The sequence below is a fragment of the Actinomadura sp. NAK00032 genome (assembly GCF_013364275.1).
Taxonomy (GTDB): Bacteria; Actinomycetota; Actinomycetes; order Streptosporangiales; family Streptosporangiaceae; genus Spirillospora.
Window position 1 is genome coordinate 3,306,727 of record NZ_CP054932.1, and the last position, 24,226, is coordinate 3,330,952.

23 protein-coding genes are annotated in these 24,226 nt (G+C 74.9%); 18 read left to right on the forward strand and 5 right to left on the reverse strand.

Annotated features, from left to right (window positions below):
• Positions 1 to 7: 7 nt before the first annotated feature.
• Positions 8 to 703, reverse strand: a complete 696-nt coding sequence (locus HUT06_RS15505) for a tetratricopeptide repeat protein (protein ID WP_176196383.1) — start codon at positions 701 to 703, stop codon at positions 8 to 10.
• A gap of 82 nt (positions 704 to 785) precedes the next feature.
• Positions 786 to 1,598, reverse strand: coding sequence for a bifunctional 2-polyprenyl-6-hydroxyphenol methylase/3-demethylubiquinol 3-O-methyltransferase UbiG (locus HUT06_RS15510; RefSeq protein WP_176196384.1), 813 nt, complete (start codon positions 1,596 to 1,598; stop codon positions 786 to 788).
• A 121-nt stretch (positions 1,599 to 1,719) separates the two neighbouring features.
• Here HUT06_RS15510 and HUT06_RS15515 point away from each other — a divergent pair, with 121 nt between their 5' ends.
• Both HUT06_RS15515 and HUT06_RS15520 read left to right on the forward strand, forming a co-directional pair.
• Entirely contained in the window at positions 1,720 to 2,040 is a 321-nt protein-coding gene (locus tag HUT06_RS15515) for a type II toxin-antitoxin system RelE/ParE family toxin (protein ID WP_254715759.1), read from the forward strand.
• Positions 2,037 to 2,372: a helix-turn-helix domain-containing protein gene (locus tag HUT06_RS15520; RefSeq protein WP_138639714.1), complete on the forward strand. Its 336-nt coding sequence runs from the start codon at positions 2,037 to 2,039 to the stop codon at positions 2,370 to 2,372. Before HUT06_RS15515 ends, HUT06_RS15520 begins: the two co-directional genes overlap by 4 nt.
• A 50-nt stretch (positions 2,373 to 2,422) precedes the next feature.
• On the opposite strand, the gene HUT06_RS15525 is transcribed toward HUT06_RS15520, so the two are convergent.
• Entirely contained in the window at positions 2,423 to 3,004 is a 582-nt protein-coding gene (locus tag HUT06_RS15525) for a uridine kinase (protein WP_254715197.1), read from the reverse strand.
• Positions 3,005 to 3,048: 44 nt separating this feature from the next.
• Between HUT06_RS15525 and HUT06_RS15530 the strand changes: the two genes are divergently transcribed.
• Both HUT06_RS15530 and HUT06_RS15535 read left to right on the forward strand, forming a co-directional pair.
• A complete protein-coding gene (locus HUT06_RS15530) occupies positions 3,049 to 4,206 on the forward strand; it encodes a CaiB/BaiF CoA-transferase family protein (protein ID WP_176196386.1) in 1,158 nt (385 codons plus the stop codon).
• Positions 4,203 to 5,603: an acyl-CoA synthetase gene (locus HUT06_RS15535; protein ID WP_176196387.1), complete on the forward strand. Its 1,401-nt coding sequence runs from the start codon at positions 4,203 to 4,205 to the stop codon at positions 5,601 to 5,603. The genes HUT06_RS15530 and HUT06_RS15535 overlap by 4 nt, the downstream gene beginning before the upstream one ends.
• On the opposite strand, the gene HUT06_RS15540 is transcribed toward HUT06_RS15535, so the two are convergent.
• On the reverse strand, positions 5,600 to 6,175 hold the full coding sequence (locus HUT06_RS15540; RefSeq protein ID WP_176196388.1) for a TetR/AcrR family transcriptional regulator: 576 nt from the start codon (positions 6,173 to 6,175) through the stop codon (positions 5,600 to 5,602). The two genes, HUT06_RS15535 and HUT06_RS15540, sit on opposite strands and share 4 nt — an antisense overlap.
• A 76-nt stretch (positions 6,176 to 6,251) precedes the next feature.
• On the opposite strand from HUT06_RS15540, the gene HUT06_RS15545 reads away from it, so the two are divergent.
• The 14 genes from HUT06_RS15545 to HUT06_RS15610 all read left to right on the forward strand — a co-directional run bounded on the left by HUT06_RS15545 (position 6,252) and on the right by HUT06_RS15610 (position 22,576).
• On the forward strand, positions 6,252 to 6,893 hold the full coding sequence (locus tag HUT06_RS15545) for an NAD(P)-dependent oxidoreductase (protein ID WP_176196389.1): 642 nt from the start codon (positions 6,252 to 6,254) through the stop codon (positions 6,891 to 6,893).
• 100 nt (positions 6,894 to 6,993) lie between these two features.
• Positions 6,994 to 7,920, forward strand: coding sequence for an ABC transporter ATP-binding protein (locus HUT06_RS15550; RefSeq protein ID WP_176196390.1), 927 nt, complete (start codon positions 6,994 to 6,996; stop codon positions 7,918 to 7,920).
• The gene (locus HUT06_RS15555) at positions 7,917 to 8,714 is read left to right on the forward strand and encodes an ABC transporter permease (RefSeq protein ID WP_176196391.1); all 798 of its coding nucleotides are present in this window, start codon (positions 7,917 to 7,919) and stop codon (positions 8,712 to 8,714) included. The genes HUT06_RS15550 and HUT06_RS15555 overlap by 4 nt, the downstream gene beginning before the upstream one ends.
• A gap of 38 nt (positions 8,715 to 8,752) precedes the next feature.
• Positions 8,753 to 10,000: a sensor histidine kinase gene (locus tag HUT06_RS15560; protein ID WP_176196392.1), complete on the forward strand. Its 1,248-nt coding sequence runs from the start codon at positions 8,753 to 8,755 to the stop codon at positions 9,998 to 10,000.
• The gene (locus tag HUT06_RS15565) at positions 9,997 to 10,602 is read left to right on the forward strand and encodes a DNA-binding response regulator (RefSeq protein WP_176196393.1); all 606 of its coding nucleotides are present in this window, start codon (positions 9,997 to 9,999) and stop codon (positions 10,600 to 10,602) included. Before HUT06_RS15560 ends, HUT06_RS15565 begins: the two co-directional genes overlap by 4 nt.
• 18 nt (positions 10,603 to 10,620) lie before the next feature.
• Positions 10,621 to 11,784 (forward strand): pyridoxal phosphate-dependent aminotransferase, encoded by a 1,164-nt coding sequence (locus HUT06_RS15570; protein ID WP_176196394.1) that lies wholly within the window; start codon positions 10,621 to 10,623, stop codon positions 11,782 to 11,784.
• 80 nt (positions 11,785 to 11,864) lie between these two features.
• On the forward strand, positions 11,865 to 12,419 hold the full coding sequence (locus HUT06_RS15575; RefSeq protein ID WP_254715198.1) for an RNA polymerase sigma factor: 555 nt from the start codon (positions 11,865 to 11,867) through the stop codon (positions 12,417 to 12,419).
• Complete coding sequence (locus HUT06_RS15580; protein ID WP_176196395.1) at positions 12,416 to 13,510, forward strand: CU044_5270 family protein; 1,095 nt, start codon at positions 12,416 to 12,418, stop codon at positions 13,508 to 13,510. The genes HUT06_RS15575 and HUT06_RS15580 overlap by 4 nt, the downstream gene beginning before the upstream one ends.
• 195 nt (positions 13,511 to 13,705) lie before the next feature.
• Positions 13,706 to 14,812: a ring-opening amidohydrolase gene (locus HUT06_RS15585; RefSeq protein WP_176196396.1), complete on the forward strand. Its 1,107-nt coding sequence runs from the start codon at positions 13,706 to 13,708 to the stop codon at positions 14,810 to 14,812.
• Positions 14,813 to 14,879: 67 nt separating this feature from the next.
• Positions 14,880 to 15,575, forward strand: coding sequence for an SseB family protein (locus HUT06_RS15590; protein ID WP_176196397.1), 696 nt, complete (start codon positions 14,880 to 14,882; stop codon positions 15,573 to 15,575).
• Positions 15,576 to 15,634: 59 nt separating this feature from the next.
• Complete coding sequence (locus tag HUT06_RS15595) at positions 15,635 to 16,387, forward strand: phytanoyl-CoA dioxygenase family protein (protein ID WP_176196398.1); 753 nt, start codon at positions 15,635 to 15,637, stop codon at positions 16,385 to 16,387.
• Positions 16,388 to 16,429: 42 nt separating this feature from the next.
• Positions 16,430 to 19,402, forward strand: a complete 2,973-nt coding sequence (locus HUT06_RS15600) for a glycine--tRNA ligase (RefSeq protein ID WP_176201386.1) — start codon at positions 16,430 to 16,432, stop codon at positions 19,400 to 19,402.
• A gap of 103 nt (positions 19,403 to 19,505) precedes the next feature.
• Positions 19,506 to 21,140 (forward strand): AMP-binding protein, encoded by a 1,635-nt coding sequence (locus HUT06_RS15605; protein WP_176196399.1) that lies wholly within the window; start codon positions 19,506 to 19,508, stop codon positions 21,138 to 21,140.
• Positions 21,137 to 22,576, forward strand: a complete 1,440-nt coding sequence (locus HUT06_RS15610; protein WP_176196400.1) for an MFS transporter — start codon at positions 21,137 to 21,139, stop codon at positions 22,574 to 22,576. The genes HUT06_RS15605 and HUT06_RS15610 overlap by 4 nt, the downstream gene beginning before the upstream one ends.
• Before the next feature lie 422 nt (positions 22,577 to 22,998).
• On the opposite strand, the gene HUT06_RS15615 is transcribed toward HUT06_RS15610, so the two are convergent.
• The gene (locus tag HUT06_RS15615) at positions 22,999 to 23,895 is read right to left on the reverse strand and encodes a family 3 encapsulin nanocompartment shell protein (protein ID WP_217711308.1); all 897 of its coding nucleotides are present in this window, start codon (positions 23,893 to 23,895) and stop codon (positions 22,999 to 23,001) included.
• Between the last annotated feature and the right edge of the window lie 331 nt (positions 23,896 to 24,226).

Below are 24,226 nucleotides of genomic sequence, written 5' to 3' on the forward strand. Positions count from 1 at the left end.
CCGAGCATCATCGGCCGGACTCGGCCCGCAGCTCGGCGAGCCGTTCCATCGCGCCTCTGTGGCCCTTCTCGGCCGCCTTGGCGAGCCAGGACTCGCCGTCCTGGAGGTCGCCCATCTCCAGCTTCAGGCGTCCCAGGTTGGCCATCCCGTCGACGTTGCCCGTGTCGGCGGCGCGCCGGAACCACCGCTCGGCCTCCGCGTGCTCGCCCTGGAGGACGTGCTGGACGGCGAGGTTGTTCATCGCGATGTCGACACCGGCTTCGGCCGCGCGCCGGTACCAGGCCATGGCCTCATCACGCCGGCCGGTGCGGCTGAGGAGCGACCCCAGGTTGTTCATCGCCAGCGCGTGACCCGCTTCGGCCGCCCGGCGGTACCAGCGCTCAGCCTCGTCCGGCTCCGGCACGGACCGCCCCAGCTCGTGCATCGCCCACAAGTCACCGGTCAGGGCGGCTCGCTCCAGCCACGTCCGGGCGTCGCCGTCCTCCCCGGCCTCCCAGGCGAGCCACACCATGCACTTGACCGCGGCGAGGTCGCCCTCCTCGCCGGACGGACGGAAGTACTGCCTGGCCGCCTCGACCATCCCGAACTGGGCCAGCCGCGCACACCACAGGGACGCGGCGTCCTCGTCGTCCTCGGCCGCCGCCTGCCTCAGCGTTATCTTCGCCGCAGGACCGATCCCGTGCGCAAGGCCGTCACCGCTCATGACGCCAAGCTACAGACCGAGATCACACGATCCTGCCGATTCCGCCAGACCCGTCCGCTCCGCGCGCGCTCGCCAAGCGCGACTAAAGGGCGGGCTTGGTGGCGCGGAGGGAGTACATCAGGGGGATGCGGGGGTGGCCCTCTGGGAGGCGGTAGGTGGTGCCGTGGCGTTCCAGGACGGAGAACCGCTGCCAGAGCGTGTAGTCGTGCTCGTGCAGGAAGTCGATGCGCAGGCCCTTGGTGGTCAGGGCCGTCACCACTTCGCCCAGGCCGTGGGCGAACTCGATCGAGCGGGTGTGCTGGACGGGGGCCTGCGGGTCGGCGTAGCTGCCCATGTCCGGCTCGTCCCAGATCTGGGGGCCGTCGGCGAAGTAGTCGTAGGTGAGCGTGCGGCCTTCGCGGTCGTCGAGGGTGTCGGCGAACGGGTGGAACTCCGCCAGGTACAGGAACCCGCCTGGCTCCAGCAGCGACGCCACGACGCCGGCCCAGCGGTCGATGTCGGGGAGCCAGCACAGGGCGCCCAGGCCCGTGTAGACGATGTCGTAGGTCTCACCGAGAACTCTTGGCGCGTCGTACACGTCCGCTACGGCGAAGCGGGCCGTGAGACCTGTTTCGTCCGCCACCGTGCGGGCGGCCTCGATGGCCTTCTCGGAGAAGTCCAGCCCGGTCACCTGCGCACCCTGGCGGGCCCAGGAGAGGGTGTCGAGGCCGAAGTGGCACTGCAGGTGGACGAGCCGCCGCCCCGTGACGTCTCCGACCTCGGCCGTCTCGAAGTCGCGCAGGGCCTGGCCGCCGGCCTTGAACCCGGCCACGTCGTAGAAGTCGCTGGCCAGATGGATCGGCACCCGCTCGTCCCAGAGCGCCTTGTTCGTCGCCAGATACTCGGCATCCGTCATGGCCAGAGCATAGGCCGCACTGATCACCCCTAGAGGAGGTAGAGGATTTGCTACACTCCCACTCGTGGACGAGGAATGGGAGATCCGCGTCACGAACGAGTTCCTCATCTGGATCGGCGAGTTGGAGGAGCGCTCAAAGGCCCAGGTCGTCGATGCCGTCGACCGACTGGCCGAGGACGGCCCAGGGCTTGGACGCCCCCTCGTCGATCGCCTGGAGGGTTCCGAGATCCACAACCTGAAGGAACTGCGTCCGGGCTCGGCGGGACGATCAGAGATTCGCATCTTGTTCGTCTTCGATCCGTGGCGATCGGCGATCCTGCTCGTCGGCGGGGACAAGTCGGGTGATTGGTCGGGCTGGTACCGGCGGGCGATACCGCGCGCCGAAGAGCTGTACGTCGACTACCTGAAGGAGCGAGAGGGCAAGGAGGGACTGTCGCGATGACGAATTTTCCCAAGTGGAGCGATGTGCGGGCCGACGTCGTCGAGGGGGCCGGCGGTGAGCGGGGCGTGGCCGAGGCGCGCAAGCGCAACCAGGCGTACATCGATGGGCACCGCCTCGCGGAGAGGCGCAAGGCCATCGGCCTGTCCCAGAAGGAGGTGGCCGACCGGATGGGCGTGACCAAGAGCCGCGTGTCCCAGATCGAGCGAGGCGAGGTCTCCACCGTCGAGGCCATTGCCCGCTATGTCCAGGCCATCGGTGGTGAGCTTCAGATCTCGGCCGTCTTCGGGGATGACATGTACGTCCTGCGCGGCACTGATACTCACGCCGCGTAGCGGGGCCGGTGTGCGTTCGCCATGGTGGCGAGCGTGACTCGGCCGTGGGGTCAGCGGGGCGAGAAGCGGTGCGGGGTGAAGGTGGTGCCGTCTATGTGGAGGTCGCAGCGGGCCTCGGTGCCGTCCTTGGCGAAGAACTCGGTCTCGCGGGCGGCCCACCGCTCCCAGGCGTCGGCGTACTCCAGGCCGTCGCGGGCGAGGGCGCGGGCCTGGCGGACGCCGTAGGGGGCGTCGATCCAGATGCGGTGGGCGGCGGGGGAGCCGGCCCAGGCGGAGCCGACGCCCTCGACGATGAGGACGGGCGGCGGCGCGATCTCCTCTTCGGGGCCGTAGCGGTCGTCGTGCCAGTCGTAGCGGCGCAGGCGGGCCGGGCGGCCCGCGCGGAGCGGGTCGAGGACGGCCGCGCTCAGCGGCTCCCACCAGGTGAGCGGGTCGGCGTCCCACGGCACGCGGAAGTCGTCCGAGCGGACGATCGGCGCGCCCACCAGCGCCTCCGCGAGGTGGCCGGCGAACGTCGACTTCCCGGCGCCGCTCGGGCCGTCCACCGCGACCAGGCGCGCCGGGCCGCAGGACGGCGGCCGGGCGAGCAGGCGCGCGGCGAGCGCGGGGTAGGTCATCGCGGAATGCGGCACGGACGGCATACTTCCAGGTGCCGTACCCGCGAAGGAGGACGTCCTTGCCCGGACCGCTCGAAGGCGTCGTGATCGTCGACCTCAGCCGCGTGGTGGCGGGCCCGCAGGCCACCATGGCGCTCGCCGACCTCGGTGCCCGCGTCATCAAGGTGGAGCAGCCCGGCGGCGGGGACGAGACCCGCGGCTGGGGGCCGCCGTTCGCGGGGGACGAGCAGGTCAGCACCTACTACCTGGCGGTCAACCGGAACAAGGAGTCGGTCACCCTCGACCTGAAGTCGCAGGAGGGCGCCGGCGTCCTGGCCCGGCTGGTGCGGCACGCCGACGTGCTGGTGGAGAACTTCCGGCCCGGCGTGCTCGACCGGCTCGGCTTCCCCGTCGAGCGGCTGCACGAGCTGAACCCCGGCCTGGTCGTCCTGTCGATCACCGGGTTCGGGCACGGCGGGCCCGAGGGCGGGCGGCCCGGCTACGACGCGATCGTGCAGGGCGAGGCGGGGATCATGAGCGTGACCGGGCCGCCCGGCACGCCCAGCAAGGTCGGTCTCTCGATCGCCGACATCCTCGCGGCGCACAACGGGGTCGCCGGGGTGCTGGCCGCGCTGTACGAGCGCACGAGAACCGGGCGCGGGACGGTCGTGCGCACATCGCTGCTGGCGTCGGTGGTGGGCGCCCACATGTTCCAGGGCACCCGGTGGACCGTCGCGCGGGACGCGCCCGAGTCGGTCGGCAACGACCACCCGTCCATCGCCCCGTACGGGACGTTCCGCTGCCAGGACGGGCAGATCCAGATCGGCGTCGCCAACCAGAACCTGTGGCGCCGGTTCGCGCCGCTCGCCGGTCTCGACCCGGACGATCCGCGCTACGCGACGATCCCGGACCGCGCGGCCCGCCGCGCGGAGCTGACCGCCGACATCGAGCGCGCGCTGGCGGCCGGCACGCGGGAGGCGTGGCTCGCGCGGCTGGACGAGGCGGGCGTCCCCGCCGGGGCGATCCGGTCGATCGACGAGGTCTACGAGTGGGCGCAGACCCGGTCGCAGGGCCTGGTCATCGAGGTCGACCATCCGCAGCTCGGCCGGATCGAGCTGCCCGGCCCGCCGCTGCGGTTCGACGGCGCGCCGCCGCGCGAGCACACCGCGCCGCCGCTGCTCGGCGAGCACAACGACGCGGTCCTGGCCTGGCTGGACGAGAGGGAGAGGGGCGAATGATGGAGCTGCTCGGCGAGACCGGCGGCCCGGTGCGCGTCGCGGGGCGGGAGCTGGCGCGGGACGAACTGCTCGGGTGGGCGTCCGCCGTCGCCGCGCAGATCCGGGGCGCGGACGCGGTGGCCGTGCACGCGACGGCGTCGCTGGAGACGGTCGCGGCGGTCGTCGGCGGCCTCCTCGCGGGCGTCCCGGTGGTGCCGCTGCCGCCCGACTCGGGGCCCGCCGAGCGCGCCCACATCCTCGGCGACTCGGGCGCGAGCATGATCCTCGCCGCGGGCGGGACGGAGTCCGCGCCGGGCGAGCCGCCCCTTCTCCCGGTCGACCGGCTGCCGCGCGACGGAGGCGGGGGAAGCGGTGACGTCCCCGCCGACGCGACCGCGCTGATCCTCTACACCAGCGGGACGACGGGTCCGCCGAAGGGCGTGCTCATCTCGCGGAGCGCGATCGCCGCCGGGCTGGACGCGCTCGCCGAGGCGTGGGCGTGGACGCCCGGCGACGTGCTCGTCCACGGGCTGCCCCTGTTCCATGTGCACGGCCTGGTGCTCGGGGTGCTCGGGGCGCTGCGGGTGGGGTCGCCGCTCGTCCACACGGGACGTCCCAAGCCGGAGCTGTACGCGGCCGCCGCGCGAAACGACGGCGGCAGCCTGTTCTTCGGTGTTCCCACGGTCTGGTCGCGGACGGCGGCCGATCCCGCGAGCGCCGAGGCGCTGCGCGGGGCGCGGCTCCTCGTCTCCGGAAGCGCGCCCCTGCCCGTGCCCGTCTTCGAGCGGCTGTCCGGGCTCACCGGGCACCGGCCCGTCGAGCGGTACGGCATGACCGAGACCCTCATCACGGTCAGCGCGCGCGCCGACGGCGACAGGCGTCCCGGCTATGTCGGCATGCCGCTGCCCGGCGTCGAGACCCGCCTCGCCGCCGAGGACGGCACCGCCGTCCCGCACGACGGGGAGGCGCCCGGCGAGCTGCACGTCCGCGCGCCGCTGCTGTTCAAGGGCTACCTCAACCGGCCCGAGGCCACCGCGGAGTCGTTCGCGCCGGACGGCTGGTTCCGCACCGGCGACATCGCGACCATCGGCCCGGACGGCTGGCACCGCATCGTCGGCCGCGCGTCCACCGACCTCATCAAGAGCGGCGGGTACCGGATCGGCGCCGGGGAGATCGAGAACGCGCTGCTGGCGCATCCGGCGGTCCGGGAGGCGGCCGTCGTCGGCACCCCGCACGACGACCTCGGCGAGCAGGTCACCGCCTACGTCGTCGCCGACGGCGTCGCGGCGGACCAGCTCATCGGGTTCGTCGCCGAGCGGCTGTCGGCGCACAAGCGGCCCCGCACCGTCCACCTGGTGGACGCGCTGCCGCGCAACGCCATGGGCAAGGTCGTCAAGACCCGCCTCGGCGAGCTCTAGGGCAGCAGCTCCGCCAGGACGGGCCGCACGAGGCCGCGCGCGAACGACTCCGGCAGGTCGGGGCCGTCCTCGCCCTCGGCGAAGTAGTGCAGGAACCCCTGCTGGAAGCACGCCCCCATGAGCAGCGCCGCCACCGCCTGCGCGTCCGCGCCGGCGGCGACGCGGCCGAGGCCGCGCTCGGCGTCCAGGTACCGGGCGAGCGCCCGCACCGGCTCCCGCGGGCCCGCCCCGTACTTGCGCAGCGACTCGCGGGTGGCGTTCAGCAGCGCGGGCTGCGCCGCCATCGACGCCATCATCGGGAACGCCAGCCGGTAGAAGCGCAGCGCGCCGTGGACGATCGCGACGAGGTTCGACTCCACGGTGCCCTCGCCCGGTACGCCCATCGTGGCGAACGGCGGCATCCGCTCCTTCAGCACGCTCAGCATCAGCTCCTCCTTGTCGCGGAAGTGCTTGTAGAGCAGCGCCTCGGAGTAGCCGGACGCCTTCGCGATCTCCTTGGTGGTGGCGCGGGCGACGCCGTGCCGCCGCATGAGGTCCGCCGCGGCGTCCAGGATCCGTTCCCGCGCGCTCAATAGGGCCCCCTTGACAGGTGAGTGAACGCTCACCAGGATAGGGGTTAGTAAATACTCACTCACCTCAGGGGGCACGATGCGGATCACGATCTTCGGGGCGACCGGCGGCACCGGCGCGCTCACCGTCCGGCGGGCGCTGGACGCCGGCCACCACGTCACCGCCGTCGTCCGCGACCCGGCGCGGCTGCCGTCCGAGCTGCGCTCCTGCACCGAGGTCGTCCAGGCCGACGTCATGGACCCGGCCGCGATCGAGGAGGCGGTCAAGGGCCGCGACGCCGTGCTGTCCGCGCTCGGCTCCCGCGAGGGCCGCGCCCCGACCAGCGTCTGCGCGGACGGCACCCGCAGCATCACCGCCGCCATGGACGCCGCGGGCGCCGACCGGTTCCTGCTGGTCAGCGCGTCCGGGCTGCACGCCGGGCCGGGCGATGACCCGGTCACCCGGTTCGTCGTCAAGCCGCTGCTCCTCCAGCCGCTCCTCAAGCACGCGTTCGCCGACATGCGCGCCGCCGAGGACGCGGTCCGCGGCTCCGGCCTGCGCTGGACGATCGTCCGCCCGCCGCGCCTGACCAACGGCCCCGGCAACGGCCGCTACCGCAAGGCGGTCGACCGCAACGTGCTCGGCGGCGCCACCATCGCCCGCGCCGACCTGGCCGTCGCCCTCCTCGACCAGATCGCCGACGACTCCTCCGTCGGCCACGTCGTCAGCGTCGCGGGCTGAGGGACGTGACACCTGTCATGCCGATCGCCTGACAGGCGCCGCCGGAACCGGTGACACCGGCTCCTACCGGCCGCCGCGCGCGGCCGCGAGGCTGGGACGCATGGACGAACCAGCCATCACCGTCACCGGCCTCCGCCAGCGGTACGGGGACTTCGAGGCCGTCGCCGGCATCTCGTTCGACGTGGGGGAGGGCGAGCTGTTCGCCCTCCTCGGCACCAACGGCGCCGGCAAGACGACCACGCTCGAGACCCTGGAGGGGCACCGGCCCGCCCACGCGGGCACGGTCCGGGTGCTCGGGCACGACCCGTACCGGGAGCGCCGCGCCGTCCGCCCGCGCATCGGCATCATGCTCCAGGACGGCGGCTTCTTCGCCGACCTCACCGTCGCCGAGACCATCGAGCACTGGCGCGGCTTCACCCCGGCCGCGCGGCCCAAGGACGAGGCCATCGCCATCTCCGGGCTCGCCGGCAAGGCCGGCGTGCGGGTGCGGCAGCTGTCCGGCGGCCAGAAGCGCCGCCTCGACCTCGCCCTCGCGCTGCTCGGCCGCCCCCAGGTCATCTTCCTGGACGAGCCCACCACCGGCATGGACCCCGAGGCCAGGCAGGCCACCTGGGCGACCGTCCGCGGCCTGGTGGCGGACGGCACGACCGTCCTGCTCACCACCCACTACCTCGAAGAGGCCGAGCACCTCGCCGACCGGCTCGCGATCATGCACGGGGGCCGGATCGAGACGTCCGGGACGGTCGGCGAGGTCGTCGCCGGGCACGGAGACCGCATCCGCTTCCGCGTCCCCGACAGCCTCCAGGTCGCCGAGCTGCCCGACCTGCGCGGCGCCCGCGCCGCCGTCTCCGTGGACGGCGGCCGCACCGTCGCCTCCTACACCGTCACCGGCACCGGCCTCCAGGCGGGCCTGTACGACCTGCTGCGCTGGGCCGACGACCAGCGCGTCCGGCTCGACGGCCTGGAGGCGCGCAGCGCGTCCCTCGAGGACGTCTTCCTCCGCACCGCCGAAGGAGCGGCCCGATGACCCTCTCCGCGATGCTGCGCGTCGCCCGCCTCGACGCCACCCTGCTCTGGCGCAACCGGACGGCGATGTTCACCGTGTTCGGCCTGCCGGTCCTGTTCGCCGCGATGCTCGTCCCGATGAAGGGCCAGGAGATCGGCGGCGTGGACGGCGCGCTCCTCCAGGGCACCGGGCACCTCGGGTTCTTCCTCGTCTTCGCCGTGTTCATGAACCTCGTCAACGTCTTCACCGCCCGCCGCGAGGACCGCACGCTCAAGCGGCTGCGCGGCACCGCGCTCTCGGACGCCGAGATCACCGGCGGCAGCGTGCTGACCGCGACCGCCATGTACGCCGCGCAGGCCCTCGCGCTGCTGATCGCGCTGGCCGCCGCGTTCGGCGGCCGGTTCCCCGCCGACCCGGTGCTGCTGCTCGCCGGGCTCGCCGGTGGCGCCGCCGTGTTCGCGCTGCTGGCCTTCGCCGTCTCCGGGCTCACCCCGAACGCGGAGCTGGCCCAGCTCACCGTGCTGCCGATCATGTTCGGCTGCATGCTCGGCGGCGGGGTGATGTTCCCGATGGAGGAACTGCCCGGCTGGCTCCAGCAGGTGTGCCGGGCCGTCCCGCTCAGCCCGGTCGTGGAGATCGTCCGGACCGGCTACTTCGGGCAGGACTTCGTCCACCACGGCGCCCCGCACCCGTCCGTCGGCATCGCCGAGGGCTGGGCCGCCAGCGTGCGGCCGTTCCTCTACCTGGCAGTCTGGGGCGCGCTCGGCCGCGCCATGGCCGCCCGCTGGTTCCGGTGGGAGCCGCGGCACGCCTGACCACCGGTACTACCCTGCGTTGAGAGGAGGAACCGCACATGACGGTCGCCACCGCGGCGGACATCGAAGAACAGGACACCCGCAGGCTGGAGCGGTACCGGCGGGTCACCTACCGCTCGTTCATGTTCGCCGCCGTGGGCTTCGTCGGGCCCAGCCTGATCGCGCTCGCCAACGCCTACGGCGACGACATCGGCGCCGGCGTCGCGCTCGCGGTGCTGGCGGGCCTCGGCCTGCTCACCTGGTTCTACGCGCGGCTCGTCCGGACGGGCCTGGAGGGCGGGGCGCGCCGCCGCGACATCGCGGCCAGCGGCGCCGTCGCGGGCGCGGTCAGCCTGATGCTGCTCGTCGATCCGCTGTTCAGCGTGGTGCCCGTCTTCTGGCTGTCCGCCGTGGTGCTGACGCCGATGAGCCGCGGCCGGATCGCCGCCCTGTGCCTCGGCACCGGAGGCGTCTGCGCGGTGATCGCGACGGTCGGCGCGGGCCGGATCGCCCCGGACGGGAACCTGCCCTGGTACGGCGTCTTCCCGATGGTGTTCGCCATCTACTCCGCCGTCTGCGGCGTGGTCGCGTTCGTCAACCTCTACCAGCGCCGCATGTGGGACATGCACCGCGAGACCCACGCGGCCCGCGACGCCCTCGCCCGGCTCGCCGTCACCGAGGAGCGGCTCCGCTTCTCCCGCGACCTGCACGACCTGCTCGGCCACAGCCTGTCGCTCATCGCGGTGAAGAGCGAGCTGGCGATGCGGATGGCCGGCACCGACCCCGAGCGGGCGGGCGCCGAGATGGCCGACGTCCGGCACGCCGCCCGGGAGGCGCTGCGCGAGGTGCGGGCCGCCGTCAGCGGGTACCGCGCGGTCGAGCTGGAGGCCGAGCTGGCCGGGGTGCGGGCGGTGCTGGAGGCCGCCGGGGTCCGCTGCGAGGCGGGCGCCCCGCCGGACGGGCTGCCGCCCGAGGTCCGCTCCGTGCTCGCCTGGGTGATCCGCGAGGGCGCCACCAACGTGATCAAGCACAGCGAGGCGCGCCGCTGCACGATCTCGATCACGTCCTACGGCGGGTCCGTGGTGCTGGAGATGCTGAACGACGGCGCCCGCGCGGCCGACGGGCCGGGCGGCTCGGGGCTGACCGGGCTCGCCGAGCGCGCCGCCGTGCTCGGCGGCGAGGTCGCCTACGGGCGGCGCGGCCGCGACGGGTTCCTGCTGCGCGCCGCCGTCCCGCTGCCCGCGCCCGCAGACGAGCCCGGCGACGGCCCCGTGCCCGCCGCGGCGCCCGCCGGGAGGGAGGTGTGATCCGCGTCCTGCTCGCCGACGACGAGCACCTCATCCGCGGCGCCGTCGCCGCGCTGCTCGGCCTGGAGGCCGACCTGGAGGTCGTCGCCGAGGTCGGGCGCGGCGACGAGGTCGCCGCCGCCGTCGCCGTCCACGACCCGGACGTCGCCGTCCTCGACATCGAGATGCCGGGTGCGGACGGCCTGTCCGTCGCCGAGGACCTGCACGCCGCCGGCGCCCGCTGCGCGGTGTGCATCCTGACGAGCTTCGGCCGCCCCGGCTACCTGCGACGCGCCATGGCCGCCGGGGTCCGCGGCTTCGTCGCCAAGGACGCCCCCACGCAGGAGCTCGCCGCCGCCATCCGCAAGGTCCACGGCGGCGGCCGCTACCTGGACGCCGAGCTCGCCGCCGGCGCCATGGCCGCCGGCGACAACCCGCTCACCGAGCGCGAGCGCGAGGTGCTGCGCCTCACCGGCACCGGCGCCGGGACCGCCCGCATCGCCGCCGTCCTGCACCTGTCCGAGGGCACCGTCCGCAACTACCTCTCCACCGCCATGAGCAAGCTCGACGAGTCCAACCGCCTCGCCGCCGTCCGCACCGCCGAGCGGATGGGCTGGATCTGACGCCGTTACCCTGGTCGCGTGGGTGAGCCTCTCGTAGCGCGCATGCAGGGATTCGGCGAGACGATCTTCGCCGAGATGTCGGCCCTCGCCGTCCGGACCGGGGCGATCAACCTCGGCCAGGGCTTTCCGGACGAGGACGGCCCCGCCGGCGTCCTCGACGCGGCGGTGGAGGCGATCCGCTCGGGCGGGAACCAGTACCCGCCGGGGCCGGGCGTGGCCGAGCTGCGGGAGGCGGTGGCGGCGCAGCGGCTCGGCCGGTACGGGCTGGAGTACGACCCGGCGACCGAGGTGTACGTGACCGTGGGCGCCACCGAGGGCATCGCCGCGTCCGTCCTCGCGCTCACCGGGCCCGGCGACGAGGTCATCGTCTTCGAGCCGTACTACGACTCCTACGCGGCCGTCGTCGCGCTCGCCGGAGCGGTGCGCAGGCCGGTCACGCTGCGGCCGGTCGAGGGCCGGTTCACCTTCGACCCCGACGAGCTGCGCGCGGCCGTCGGCCCCCGCACGCGCGCGATCCTGGTGAACTCGCCGCACAACCCGGCGGGCACCGTCTTCACGCGGGACGAGCTGGAGGCCATCGCGGGCGTGTGCCGCGAGCACGACCTGGTCGCGATCACCGACGAGGTGTACGAGTACCTCACCTTCGACGACGCCGAGCACATCCCCCTCGCCTCCCTCGACGGGATGCGGGAGCGGACGGTGTCGGTGTCGTCCGCCGGCAAGTCGTTCTCCGTCACCGGCTGGAAGACCGGCTGGGTGACCGCGCCGGCGCACTACGTCCGGGCCGTCCAGACGGTGAAGCAGTTCCTCACCTACGCGGTCAGCGCCCCCTACCAGCGGGCCGCCGCGTACGCGCTGCGCAACGAGATCCCGTGGGTGGAGGAGCTGCGCAAGTCGCTCCAGGCCAAGCGCGACCGGCTCATCACCGGCCTGGAGGCCGCCGGGTTCACCGCCTACCGGCCGCAGGGCACCTACTTCGTGCAGGCCGACATCCGGCCGCTCGGGTTCACCGACGGCATGGAGCTGGCCCGCGCCCTGCCGGAGCGGGCGGGCGTCGTCGCGATCCCGACCCAGGTGTTCTACGACCACGCCGAGGCCGGGGCCCACTTCGTCCGGTTCGCGTTCTGCAAGAAGGACGAGGTCATCGACGAGGCCGTGGAGCGCCTCGCCCGGCTCCGCTGAGAAAAACCCGCGCCGCGCCTGTAAGCGGGGGCGCCCGCCCGGGATTACGTCACGACAACCGACCCCGACGGGAGGTACTCGTGGATGATCCCGAATCACGGTTCACCCGCCTGTACGACGAGAACCACCGGCGCGTCCTCGCCTACGCCCTCACCCACGCCGAGCCGCACACCGCCGAGGACATCGCCGGCGAGACGTTCCTGATCGCCTGGCGGCGGCTGGACGCCGTCGCCGACCCGCCGCTGCCGTGGCTGCTCGGCGTCGCCCGCAACCTGCTGCGCAAGCAGCGCGACCGGCGCCGCCGCGGCCACGCCCTCGCCGACCGGATCCGGGCGCTGAGCACGCCCGCCGACCTCGCGGCCTGGGACGTCGCCGAGCACGTGGTGGAGCGCGAGACCGCGCTCGCGGCCGTCGCCGCGCTGCCCGAGCGCGACCTGGAGGTGCTCGCGCTCGTCAACTGGCACGGCCTGGAGCCCCGGCAGGCGGCGAAGGTCATGGGCTGCTCGGCGCCCGCGCTCGCCGTCCGGCTGCACCGCGCCCGCAAGCGCCTCGGCCGCGCCCTGGACGCCGCCGGCGCCGCCGCCCCGGCCCGCCCCCGCCCCGCCGCACCGGTCGCCGGGGAGGCGGCCCGATGACCACTGGAGAGAAGATGCCCGACACCGCGTTCCGCGCGCTCAAGCCCGCCGCGCTCGACGAGCTGGCCGAGGACGGCCACGCGCGCCGCCGCGACACCGACCTGGCCCGCGCCATGAGCGCCGCCGCCGCGCCGCGCCCGCGCCCCCGCGTCCGCCGGCCCGTGCTGCTGGCCGCCGGAGTCGCGGCCGCCGCCTGCGCCGCCGCCGGGGCCGTCGTCGTCACCGGCGGCGGCGACGCCCCGGCGCGGCCGCCGTCGGCGGAGCAGGGGCCCGCCGACGCGCGCACCTTCCTGCTCGCCAGCGCGACGACCGCCGCGAAGGCCCCGGCCGCGACCGGCCGCTACTGGTACAACCGGCAGCTGACGACGAGCGAGGTCGGCGGGTACCGCACGGTGGTCGTCGGCAAGGGGCCGGACGCCCGCAAGGTGCGCAAGAAGCTCTCCTACAAGGCTCTCATCGAGAGCCCAGGCGAGGTCTGGCTCGCGCGCGACGGAAGCAGGGCGCGCAAGACAAGCGGCCCGGAGAAGCTCGTCTTCCCCACCGCCCGGGACAAGGCCCTGTGGCAGGAGGACGGGTCTCCCGACCTCGCCGGCTCCGGCGAGAAGCGGGTCTGGGAGGGGCCGATGCGCCTCGGCCTCGGCACCGGCGAGATGACGTCCGAGCAGATCGCGGCCCTGCCCGAGGACCAGAAGAGGCTGTCGGCCGTGCTGCGCGGCCGCTACGCGCGAGAGTTGAAGGCCGCCGAGAACCCGTTCAAGGGCACCTTCACCGCCTACGTGTGGGGGATCGCGCACGACCTGCTCGGCGGGCCGATCACGCCGGGGACCAAGTCGGCGCTCTTCAAGGTCCTCGCCGCGCAGCCCGGAATCCAGCTGGCGGGCAAGACCACCGACCGGCGCGGCCGCGCCGGCATGGCCGTCGTCGCGAAGTCGGCCCCGGACGGCGGCGCGGGCGCGACCGAGTCCCGGCTGGTCATCTCGGCGGCCACCGCCGACCTGCTCGAATTCCGGATGACCGAGGCCGGTGAGGCGCCCATCGTGACCACCTACGAGGCGATGGGCTGGGTCGACCGGCTCGGCGCGCGTCCCTAGAAAGTGCCGAAGAAGCGGCGCTCGTTGGGCGGATTTCGCCCATGAGCGCCGCCCTTCGCGCGGGTTAGCGTCCGTCCCGTGGCCCGCAACGGCGGGGACCGCCCGGCGCGGGCCATGCCGGAGCGGCCGGGACGATCGTGGAGGCGGCGGCCGGGGTAGGGACCACACCGAGCAGAGCAGCCGAGGAGCGACGACGTGCCCGACCCGATTGAAGTCCGCAAGATCCCCATCGAGAGCGTGACCGACGCGTCCGGGCTGGCCCGGCTGATCGACGACGGTGTCCTGGAGGCCGACCGCGTACTCGCCGTCGTCGGCAAGACCGAGGGCAACGGCGGCGTGAACGACTACACGCGGCTGCTGGCCGACCGGGCGTTCCGCGAGGTCCTCACCGCCAAGGGCACCCGGACGGCGGACGAGGTCGCGCGCGTCCCCCTGGTGTGGTCGGGCGGCACCGACGGCGTCCTCAGCCCGCACGCGACCGTGTTCGCCACCACCGACCCGGCGAAGGCGCCCGCCTCGGACGAGCCGCGCCTGTCGGTCGGCGTCGCGATGAGCGAGGTCGTCCTGCCCGAGGACATCGGGCGCCCCGCGATGGTCGAGACCGTCGCTGCCGGGGTCCGCGAGGCGATGAAGGCCGCCGGGATCGACGACCCCGCCGACGTCCACTACGTGCAGACCAAGACGCCGCTGCTCACCCTCGACACCATCAACGACGCCAAGTCCCGGGGCCGCGACGTCGTCACCGAGGACACGCTGAAGTCGATGGACATCTCCAACTCCACCACCGCGCTCGGCATCGCCGTCGCGCTCGGCGAGATCGCGATGCCGTCCGCCGGGCAGATCCATAAGGACCTGACGCTGTACTCGTCGGTGGCGTCCTGCTCGTCCGGCGTGGAGCTCGACCGGGCGCAGATCGTCGTCGTCGGCAACGTGCGCGGCATCGGCGGCCGGTACCGGGCCGGGCACGGTGTGATGAAGGACGCACTGGACGCCGACGGCATCTGGGACGCCATCGCCTCGACCGGCCTCGACCTGCCCGGCAGGCCCCGCGCGGCCGACCTCGGCGACCGGCTCGTCAACGTGTTCATCAAGTGCGAGGCCGACCCGAGCGGCGCGGTCCGGGGCCGCCGCAACATCATGCTGGACGACTCGGACGTGCACTGGCACCGGCAGATCAAGGCGTGCGTCGGCGGCGTCGCCGCCTCCGTCACGGGCGACCCGGCGGTCTTCGTGTCGGTCGCGGCCGTCCACCAGGGCCCCTCCGGCGGTGGCACCGTCGCCGCCATCGCCGATCTCGGCTAGCGGACGGGGACGGAGAGTATCCGGGTAGTCGCCCACGGCGGTCGCCTGAGGTTATAGCCTGCCTGGCGTGTCCGGACTGACCATTCCCGAACCACTGATCCCCGGGGACGACGGCGGCGCCGATCCCCGGCTGTGCGAGGCGCTCACGGGGTACGCCGCGGGCCGCGTCGGCGCGCACACGGTGCTGCGGCGGCTCCAGAACGCCCGGCTGCTCGTGCCGATCGTCGCCGTCCTCACCGAGGAGGAAGAGGTCGCGCCCGGCGAACTGCGGCGTGAGAAGTCGAGCGAGATGGCGCTGCCCACGCTGATCGGCGACGACGGGCGGCGCGGCGTGCTCGGCTTCACCTGCGCCGAGACGATGAAGGCGTGGCGCGCGGACGCCCGCCCGGTGACGGTGCGGGGCGGCGACGCGTGCCGCGCCGCCCTCGACGAGGGCGCCGACGCCCTGGTCGTGGACGTCGCCGGCCCGGTCCCGTTCGCCGTGGAGGGGCTGCGCCTGCACCTGCTCGCCGAGGGCCGTCCCGTCCCGCCGCCGCACGAGGACCCCGACGTCCTCGCCGCCGTCGACGCCGCGTTCGGCTCCGACCCGTCGGTGACCGGCGTCCGGGTGACCGAGGGGACGTCCGCGGAGGTCGCCGTCCGGTTCTCGGTCGCCCCGGGGCACGACGAGCGGGGCACCGTCCAGCGGGTCTCCGACCGGCTCGCCGAACTGCTGCGCGGCCGCATCGTCGGCGGCGTCGAGCTGAACGTCGTGCGCCGGTGAACGCGGGCCGCCGGTAATTCGGTCGCCCCCGCCGGTGCCGCCCTGCGACCCTGGGCGGCATGACCGACGTCGACGCCTTCATCACCGACGGGTTCGTGCGGGTGGACGAGGCGGTCCCGCGCGACCTGGCGGCCGAGTGCCGGGCGATCCTGTGGCGCGGCACCGGCTGCGACCCCGATGATCCCGCGACCTGGACCCGGCCGGTGGTCCGCCTCGGCGACCAGGCGGGGGAGCCGTTCCGCGCCGCCGCGAACACGCCCCGGCTGCGCGCCGCGTTCGACGCGGTCGTCGGCGCGGGCGCCTGGCTGCCGCGCGGGAGCCTCGGCACGTTCCCGGTGCGGTTCCCCAGCGAGGAGCCGCCCGGCGACGACGGCTGGCACATCGACGCGTCCTTCCCCGGCGACGACCCCGCCGACTTCATGGCCTACCGGGTGAACGCCGTCTCGAAGGCCCGCGCGCTGCTGATGCTGTTCCTGTTCTCGGACGTGGCCGAGGACGACGGCCCCACCCGCATCCGCGTGGGCTCCCACCTGGACGTCCCGCCGATCCTGGAGCCCGCCGGCGAGGTCGGCCTGGCGTTCATGGAGCTGGCGGGCAAGGCGGTCCCGGCGACCGAGCACCGGCCGGTCGCGCACGCGACGGGCCGCGCCGGGGACGTGTACCTGTGCCACCCGTTCCTCGTCCACGCCGCGCAGCGCCACCGCGGGACGCGCCCCCGGTTCATGGCGCAGCCGCCGCTGGTCCCCGCCGACCCCCTTCCCGCGGCGTCTCCCGTGCGCGTCGCGATCGAGCGAGGTCTCGGGCGCTTCTAGGCTTGTCCCTTCCGCGCCCATTGGAGACTTCCCGTGCTGACCATGCAGGACGCCCTGATCCGGCTCACCGACTACTGGGCGGGGCGCGGCTGCCTCGTCGCGCAGCCGATGAACACCGAGGTGGGGGCGGGGACGCTCAACCCGGCGACGGCGCTGCGCGTGCTCGGCCCGGAGCCGTGGCGCGTCGCCTACACCGAGCCGAGCGTCCGCCCCGACGACTCCCGCTACGGCGACAACCCGAACCGGCTGCAGACCCACACCCAGTTCCAGGTGGTCCTCAAGCCGGAGCCGGGCGACGCGCAGGAGCTGTACCTCGGCAGCCTCGCCGCGCTCGGCGTCGACCTGCGCGCGCACGATGTCCGGTTCGTCGAGGACGACTGGGCGTCGCCCGCGCTCGGCGCGTGGGGGCTCGGCTGGGAGGTGTGGCTGGACGGCCTGGAGATCACCCAGTTCACCTATTTCCAGCAGTCGGGCGGGCTGACCCTCGACCCCGTCTCGGTCGAGATCACCTACGGGATGGAGCGCATCCTGATGGCGCTCCAGGGCGTCTCCCACTTCAAGGACATCCGGTACGCCCCCGGCATCACCTACGGCGAGGCGTTCGGCCAGGCCGAGTACGAGATGAGCCGCTACTACCTGGACGACGCCGACATCGCGGCGAACCGGGAGCTGTTCGAGGCGTACGCGGCCGAGGCGCGGCGGATGCTGGACGCGCGGCTGCCCGTCCCCGCCCACTCCTACGTGCTGAAGTGCTCGCACGCGTTCAACGTCCTGGACGCGCGCGGCGCGATCGGCACGACCGAGCGGGCGCGCGCGTTCGCCCGGATGCGCGGCCTCGCCCACGAGGTGGCCGCGCTGTGGGTGGAGCGCCGCGCCGAACTGGGCCACCCCCTCGGCGACGCGACGGCGCGGCCCGCCGCCGCCGGGCCGGGCGACCTGCCGGCCGCCGCGTCCGCCGGGACGTTCGCGCTGGAGATCGGCGTCGAGGAGCTGCCGCCGGGCGAGGTCGGGAGGACGGCCGAGCACGTCGAGGGGCGGCTGCGCGACGGGCTGGCCGAGGCCCGCCTGCTCACGGACGCGTCCTCGCTCACCGCCTACGCGACGCCGCGCCGGGTCATCGTGCTCGTCGACGGCCTGGAGGCCCGCGAGCCCGACACCGAGCAGGTCGTGAAGGGGCCGCGGTTCGCCGCGGCCTACGACGCGTCCGGCGAGCCGACGCGGGCGCTGGAGGGGTTCGCGCGCGGCCACGGCATCGAGGTCTCCGGCGTCCGGAAGATCACCGTCGCCGGCGGGGAGTACGCCGGCTACACCCGGACGGTCGCGGGCCGCTCCGCCGCCGAGGTCCTCGCCGGGCTGCTCCCGGAGATCGTCACCGGCCTGCGCGCCGGGAAGAACATGCGGTGGAACGCGCCCGGCCTGTCGTTCGCCCGCCCGATCCGGTGGCTGGTGGCGCTGCTGGACGACCGGGAGGTCCCGGTCGCGGCCGGGGGCCTCACCGCCGGGCGCGCGACCCGCGTCCACCGGACGTCCGCGACGCCGCGCGTCGACGTGCCGGACGCCGCGTCGCTGGTCGCGGTGCTGCGCGAGCACGGGATCGAGCCCGCCCCGTCCCGCCGCCGGGCCCGGATCGCCGAGGCGGCGCGGGCCCTCGCGGGCAGCCGGGGCGGGACGGTCGCCCTGACCGCCGAGCACGCCCTCGTCGAGGAGATCGTGAACCTGGTCGAGGAGCCCGTCGCCATCCTCGGGTCGTTCGACCCCGCCTACCTGGAGCTGCCCGAGGAGATCCTCACCACGGTCATGCGCAGGCACCAGCGCTACCTGCCGGTGCGGGACACCGCCGGCCGCCTCCTCCCGCACTTCGTCACCGTCGCCAACGGCGACTGCGACCACGACGCCGTCCGGGCCGGGAACGAGGCCGTCCTGCGCGCCCGGTACGAGGACGCGTCGTTCTTCTTCCGGCAGGACCTGCGCAGCGCGCCCGAGCAGATCAAGGAAGGGCTCGGCAGGCTGACGTTCACCGAGCGGCTCGGGTCGATGGCCGACCGGTCCTCCCGCATCGCCGCGATCGCCGCCGACCTGGCGGGCCGGCTCGACCTCACCGCCGCCGAGCGGGCCGTGCTCGGCCGCGCCGCCGCGCTGGCGAAGTTCGACCTGGCCTCGTCCATGGTCATCGAGCTGCCGAGCCTCGCCGGGACGATGGCCCGCGAGTACGCCCGCCGGGCCGGGGAGGACGACGGCGTCGCCCAGGCCCTGCTGGAGATGGAAATGCCCCGCGCCGCCGGGGACGCGCCGCCCGCGACGGCCGCCGGGGCCGTGCTCGCCGCCGCCGACCGGCTCGACCTGCTCGCCGGGCTGTTCGCCGTCGGGTCGGCGCCGACGGGCAGCTCCGACCCGTTCGGGCTGCGCCGCGCCGCGCTCGCGCTGACCGCCGTCCTGCGGGACGTCCCGCGCCTCGCGCCGGTCACGGTCGGGGACGGCCTCGCCGTCGCCGCCCGGCACCAGCCCGTCGCCGTCGCCCCGGACGCGCTCGCCGACGCCGAGCGGTTCGTCGCGCGCCGCCTGGAGCAGCACCTGCTGGACGAGGGGCACCCGGTGCGCGTCGTCCGGGCCGTGCTGCCGCTGGCGGGCGCGCCCGCCCAGGCCGCGCGGGCCGCCGCCGACCTGGCGGAGCTGCTCGGGTCGGCGCCGTTCGAGCGGCTCACGACGGCGCTGCAGCGCGTCCTGCGGATCGTCCCCGCCGGCGCCGGGGCCGGGTACGATCCGGCGCTGTTCACCGAGCCCGCCGAGCACGCCCTGCACGAGGCGTTCACCCGCGTGAAGGCCGAGCTGACCGCGCGGCCGTCGCTGCCGGAGTTCGCCGGCGCCGCGTCCGCGCTCGTCGGGCCGATCGACGCCTACTTCGACGACGTGATGGTGATGGCCGAGGACTCGGGCGTGCGCGCCAACCGGCTCGGGCTCCTCGCCGCCGTCCGGGACACCGCCGCGCCCGTGCTGGACTGGCGCGAGATCGCCTGACGCGGGTGCCGACCGGCCCGTCCGGTCTTCGTCAACAGTGGCCGTTGCCGCGTCCGCCCCGCCGTGGTGATGATCAAGTCACCCGGCATGGAAGGGGCAGATCGTGACGGACGTCCATGACGCGCACGAGTTCCGGCGGCGGGGCTGGTGGCGGGACGGCACATTCCTCGACGACCTCGACCGGTGGGCGGACGCCGCCCCCGACCGCCCGGCGGTGGTCGGCCATGTCTGGGAGACCGGGGACGGGCCGGACGCCGTCCTCACCTACGCGCAGCTGGCCGAGCGGGTGGACCGCTGCGCGGCCGGGCTCGCCGCGCTCGGCATCGGGCCCGGCGACCGGGTCGCGATGCAGCTGGTCAACCAGTGGCAGGCGACCGTCCTCGCGCTCGGCTGCGGGCGCGCCGGCGCCGTCGTCGTCCCGTACTACATCGCGACGGGCGCCGCCGACACCGAGTGGATCCTGCGCGAGTCCTGCGCCCGCGCCGTCGTGTCGCTGGACGGGGTGCGCGGCCTCGACATCGCTGGGACCATCGCCGGCATGCGGGACCGGCTCCCCGGCCTGCGCCACCAGATCGTGGTGGGGGACGACGTCCCGGCCGGCGCGGTCGGCTTCGAGAGCGGCCTGCTCGCGGCGGGCGGCACGGCGCCCCGGCACCGGCCGTCCGGCGACGACGTCTTCCAGATCATGTACACCTCGGGCACGACGGGGCGGCCGAAGGGCGTCCGGCACTCGCACAACACGCTGTACGCGATGGCGCGCTCCTACACCGTCCCGCTGGGGCTCGGCGAGGACGACGTGCTGTCCACGCCGTGCATCGTCGGCGGGCAGGGCGGCTGGCTCTACGGGATGCTGGCGCCGCTCGTCGCGGGCGCCACCGCCGTCTGGGCGGACGCGTTCAAGCCCGGCGACTTCCTCGACCTCGCCGTGCGGTACGGGATCACCGCGGCCTACTTCACCCCGCTCGTCCTGGACGAGCTGGTCGCCGAGCAGCGCGCGGACCCGCGGGAGGTGGCGCTGCGGCACATGGTCACCGGCTCCACGCCGATCCCGCCGGACCTGCCGGGACGGTTCCTGGAGGCGTTCGGGTTCCCGGTCCGGCCGCTGTGGGGGATGACCGAGAACGGTGGCGTCACGATCGGCCGTCCGGACGACCCGCCCGACTGGGCCGCCCGCAGCGACGGCCGCCCCGTCGAGTGGATGTCGCTGCGGCTCGTCGGCGAGGACGGCGCCGCCGTCGCCGACGGTCCGGGCCGGCTGGAGATCCGCGGCGCGAACATGTGCCTGGGCTACGAGGGCGCCGACGAGGTGTTCGAGGCCGCGCTGCACGACGGCTGGTTCGTCACCGGCGACCTCGCCCGGCCGGACGGCCGCGGCGGCATCAAGATCATCGGCCGTACCAAGGACATGATCAACAAGGGCGGGCTGCACGTCCCCGGCGTCACCGTCGAGGGCATCCTGCGCGCCGACCCGCGGATCGCGGAGGTCGCGGTCGTCGGGGAGCCGGAGCCGCGGCTCGGCGAGACCATCGTGGCGGTCGTCGTGCCCGCGCCGGGCGGCCCGCCGCCGACGCTGGAGGAGCTGCGCGAGCGCGTCGCGGACGCGGGCATGACGCCCGGCTACGAGCCCGACCGGCTGGAGGTCGTCGCCGAGCTGCCCAGGACCCCGACGGGGAAGGTCCGCAAACGGGTCCTGGAGGAGGAGTTCGCCCGGAGGGCGCGCGCGGCCGCCGCGCGGTGAGCGCCGGGTCCCTCGCCCGGCGCCGCACCGCGCCGGCCGGCCCGTCCCGGCGCCGGGCGCTGGCGCTGACCTCGGTCGTCCTCGCCAACGTCATGGCGGTGGTCGACTACAACATCGTCAGCGTCGCGATCCCGCAGCTGCTGCGCGCCTTCCCCGGCAGCACCCTCGCCGGGCTGTCCTGGACGATCACCGCGTACACGGTGGTGTTCGCGGCCGTCCTGCTGCCCGCCGGCGGGATGGCCGACCGGCTCGGCCCCAAGCGGATCTTCCTCGCCGGGCTCGCGGTGTTCACGCTCGGCTCGGCCGCCTGCGCGCTCGCGGCCGGGCCGGTGACGCTGGTGCTCGCGAGGATGCTCCAGGCGACCGGCGGCGGCGCGGTCGTCGCGCTGTCGATCTCGGTCGGGCTGAGCGAGTTCCCCGGCCGGGCCGGGCACGCGTTCGGGCTGCTCGGCGCCGTGTCCGGGATCGCCGGGGCGAGCGGGCCCGCGCTCGGCGCGGCGCTGCTGGCGGCCGGCGGCTGGCGCTGGATCTTCCTGGTCAACCTGCCGATCGGCGCGCTCGCGCTGGCGTGCGCGGCGGCGGGCGTCCCGGCCCGGCCCGCCGCGGGGCGCGGCCTGCCCGACCTGCTCGGCACCGCGCTGCTCGCCGCCGGGGTCGCCGCGCTGGTGCTCGGCGTCGTGCAGGGCCCCGGCTGGGGCTGGACGGCCGCGCCGACCCTCGGCGCGCTCGCCGCCGGCCTCGCGCTGACCTGCCTCGGGGTGCGCCGGTCGCTGCGCCATCCGCGCCCGGCCGCCGACTTCACGCTGCTGCGCGCCGCGACGACGGCGGTGGGCAACGCGGCGATGGTGCTGCTGAGCGTCACCCAGTTCGCGGTGGCGCTGTGCGTGGCGCTGTTCCTCACCGAGCACTGGGGCTACTCGGTGCTCGCCGCCGCGCTCGCGCTCACGCCCGGCCCGCTGACCTCGGCCGCCGTGTCCTGGCTGAGCGGGCCGCTGGTGCGGCGGGCCGGGGCGCGGGCGGTCACGGTCGCGGGCGGCGCGGTGGGCGCGGCCGGGTGGTGCTGGCCCCTGGTGGCGGAGGCGCTCGGCGCCGGGCCCCGCTACCCGCTGGTGGTGCTGCCCGCGCTCATCGCCGGGACGGCCGGGATGGCCGCGGCGGCCGTGGCGATCGAGACGATCGCGATGGCCGCCGTCCCGCCCGCCCGGTTCGGCAGCGGCAGCGCGCTGATCATGCTGGCCCGGTCGGCCGGCGCGGCGGCCGGCATCGGCGGGCTCGCCGCGGTGCTGCACGAGCCGACCGGCGGCGCGTTCCGGATCGCGTGGGCGGGGCTCGCGGCGGGCCTGGCGGCTACGGCGCTGGCCGGCGCCGCCGCCCGGGACGGGGGGCGCCCGCGGCCCCGGAGGGCGCCGCGGGCGCCGCTGCACCGCGACCGGTGAATCCGGCGCCCGCATCCATGAATTAGTGCGACCGAATTACCTCGGCGCAAATGCGGAAGGCGGTACTGGCATCGGCCATTGTTCTGCCGCCTTCCGGCCCTTCACGGAGCGCGCATGCCGGTTTACCCCGGTGTCGTGCGCTTTTCTTCGGTGCAAATCACCACGGGGGCGTGCGCATGCGATTCACCTCCTGGTCCGATGGGGCGGGACGGGAGCGCGGAACATCACCACGGGGGCGTGCGCATGCGATTCACCTCCTGCTCTCGCCGGGACGGGACGGACGATCGCGGACGGGTCACCACGGGGGCGTGCGCATGGGGCACCTCCACTTCTCGGCGGACACGGGCCCGGACGTCCGGGCCCGGGGGAGCGGGCGGCCGCCGGGGCGCGCGAGGGCGCCGGGACGACCGCGTCCGAGCAGGTCAGAGGGACAGCAGCAGGAAGTGCTGGGGGAGGTGGACGGCCAGCCCGAGCCGCATCGAGGCGGTGATCGCCGCCTCCCCGGCGCCGTCCCCGGCGCCGTTCCCGCCGGCGGGCCGGCGCAGGGCGAGGGCGGACTCCTCGCCGTCCAGCAGCGTGATGCCGGCGCGGAAGTCGCCGAGCAGCACCCGGTCGGGCTCGATCATGCGGGTGCGGGTGAGGCGCAGCCCGGCGGCGTCGAGCGCGGGCAGCGCCCCGCCGCCGACGAGCCGCCAGTACAGGGCGGGGTGCATGACCATCCCGTCGCACGAGCCGCCCATCTCCTCCACTTCGGCGCAGCCGGCCATCAGCGCGTCCAGCACCCGGCCGGGCGCGGCGTCCGGCGGCGGGGCCGCGAGGCGGCGCAGCCCGTCCAGGCGCAGCAGCCCGGTGATCGCGCCGTCGTCGCTGCCGCGCAGGAGGACCTCGTTCTCCACGGTGCACAGGCGGACGATGACGCGGTGGTCGACGAACCGCGCCAGCAGCGCGGGGTCGGCGCACAGCTCGGCGGGCACCGGGACGGAGACGGAGATCTCGGTCAGCTCGGCCTTGGCGAGCGCCGGGCGGAACACCGCCTCCGGCGTCGCGCCGTAGCGGGTGCCGGAGCGGCCGTCCTCGCCGCTCCCGGTGTCGCGGAGTTCCCGCACGTAGCGCAGGGTCCGGTCGGTGACCGTGCCGCCCTTGGTCTGCTCGCGGACGGTCGGGCGGGGCCGGGTGGAGGCCAGCGGGAACAGCGTCGTCAGCGGCGCCCGGATCCGGACCGCGGCGTCGCCCCCGGCGGCCCTGGCGACCGCGACCGCCAGCTCCTCGCCGGGGCCGCGCTCGCGCAGCCCGGGGTCATCGATGAGGTAGTCCAGCACGCAGAACTCCCATCAGACGTACCTTTCGCGGCCGTCCGGATCTCGGGCCGGCCGACAAATGCACGGCGCCGATCCTGCACCGTGCCAACCCCGAGAGTAAGCACAGGATCGCGGAAATTAAAAGGGCCTCGCTCGATCTTGTTCCGAAAAATCGGTCATGGTAGAACTTCGTAACGGATTGGTTCGGGAGGTGCCATGGCGAAGCCGGATAATGCGGCCGGGGGAGCTGCGGCATTCACCGATCCGGTGCTCGATCCGCGGCGCGGGACCGGCCCCCGGCCGGCCGCGCGCCCCGCCCCCCGCTGCCCGCTGCGCGCCGCCCGCGCCACCC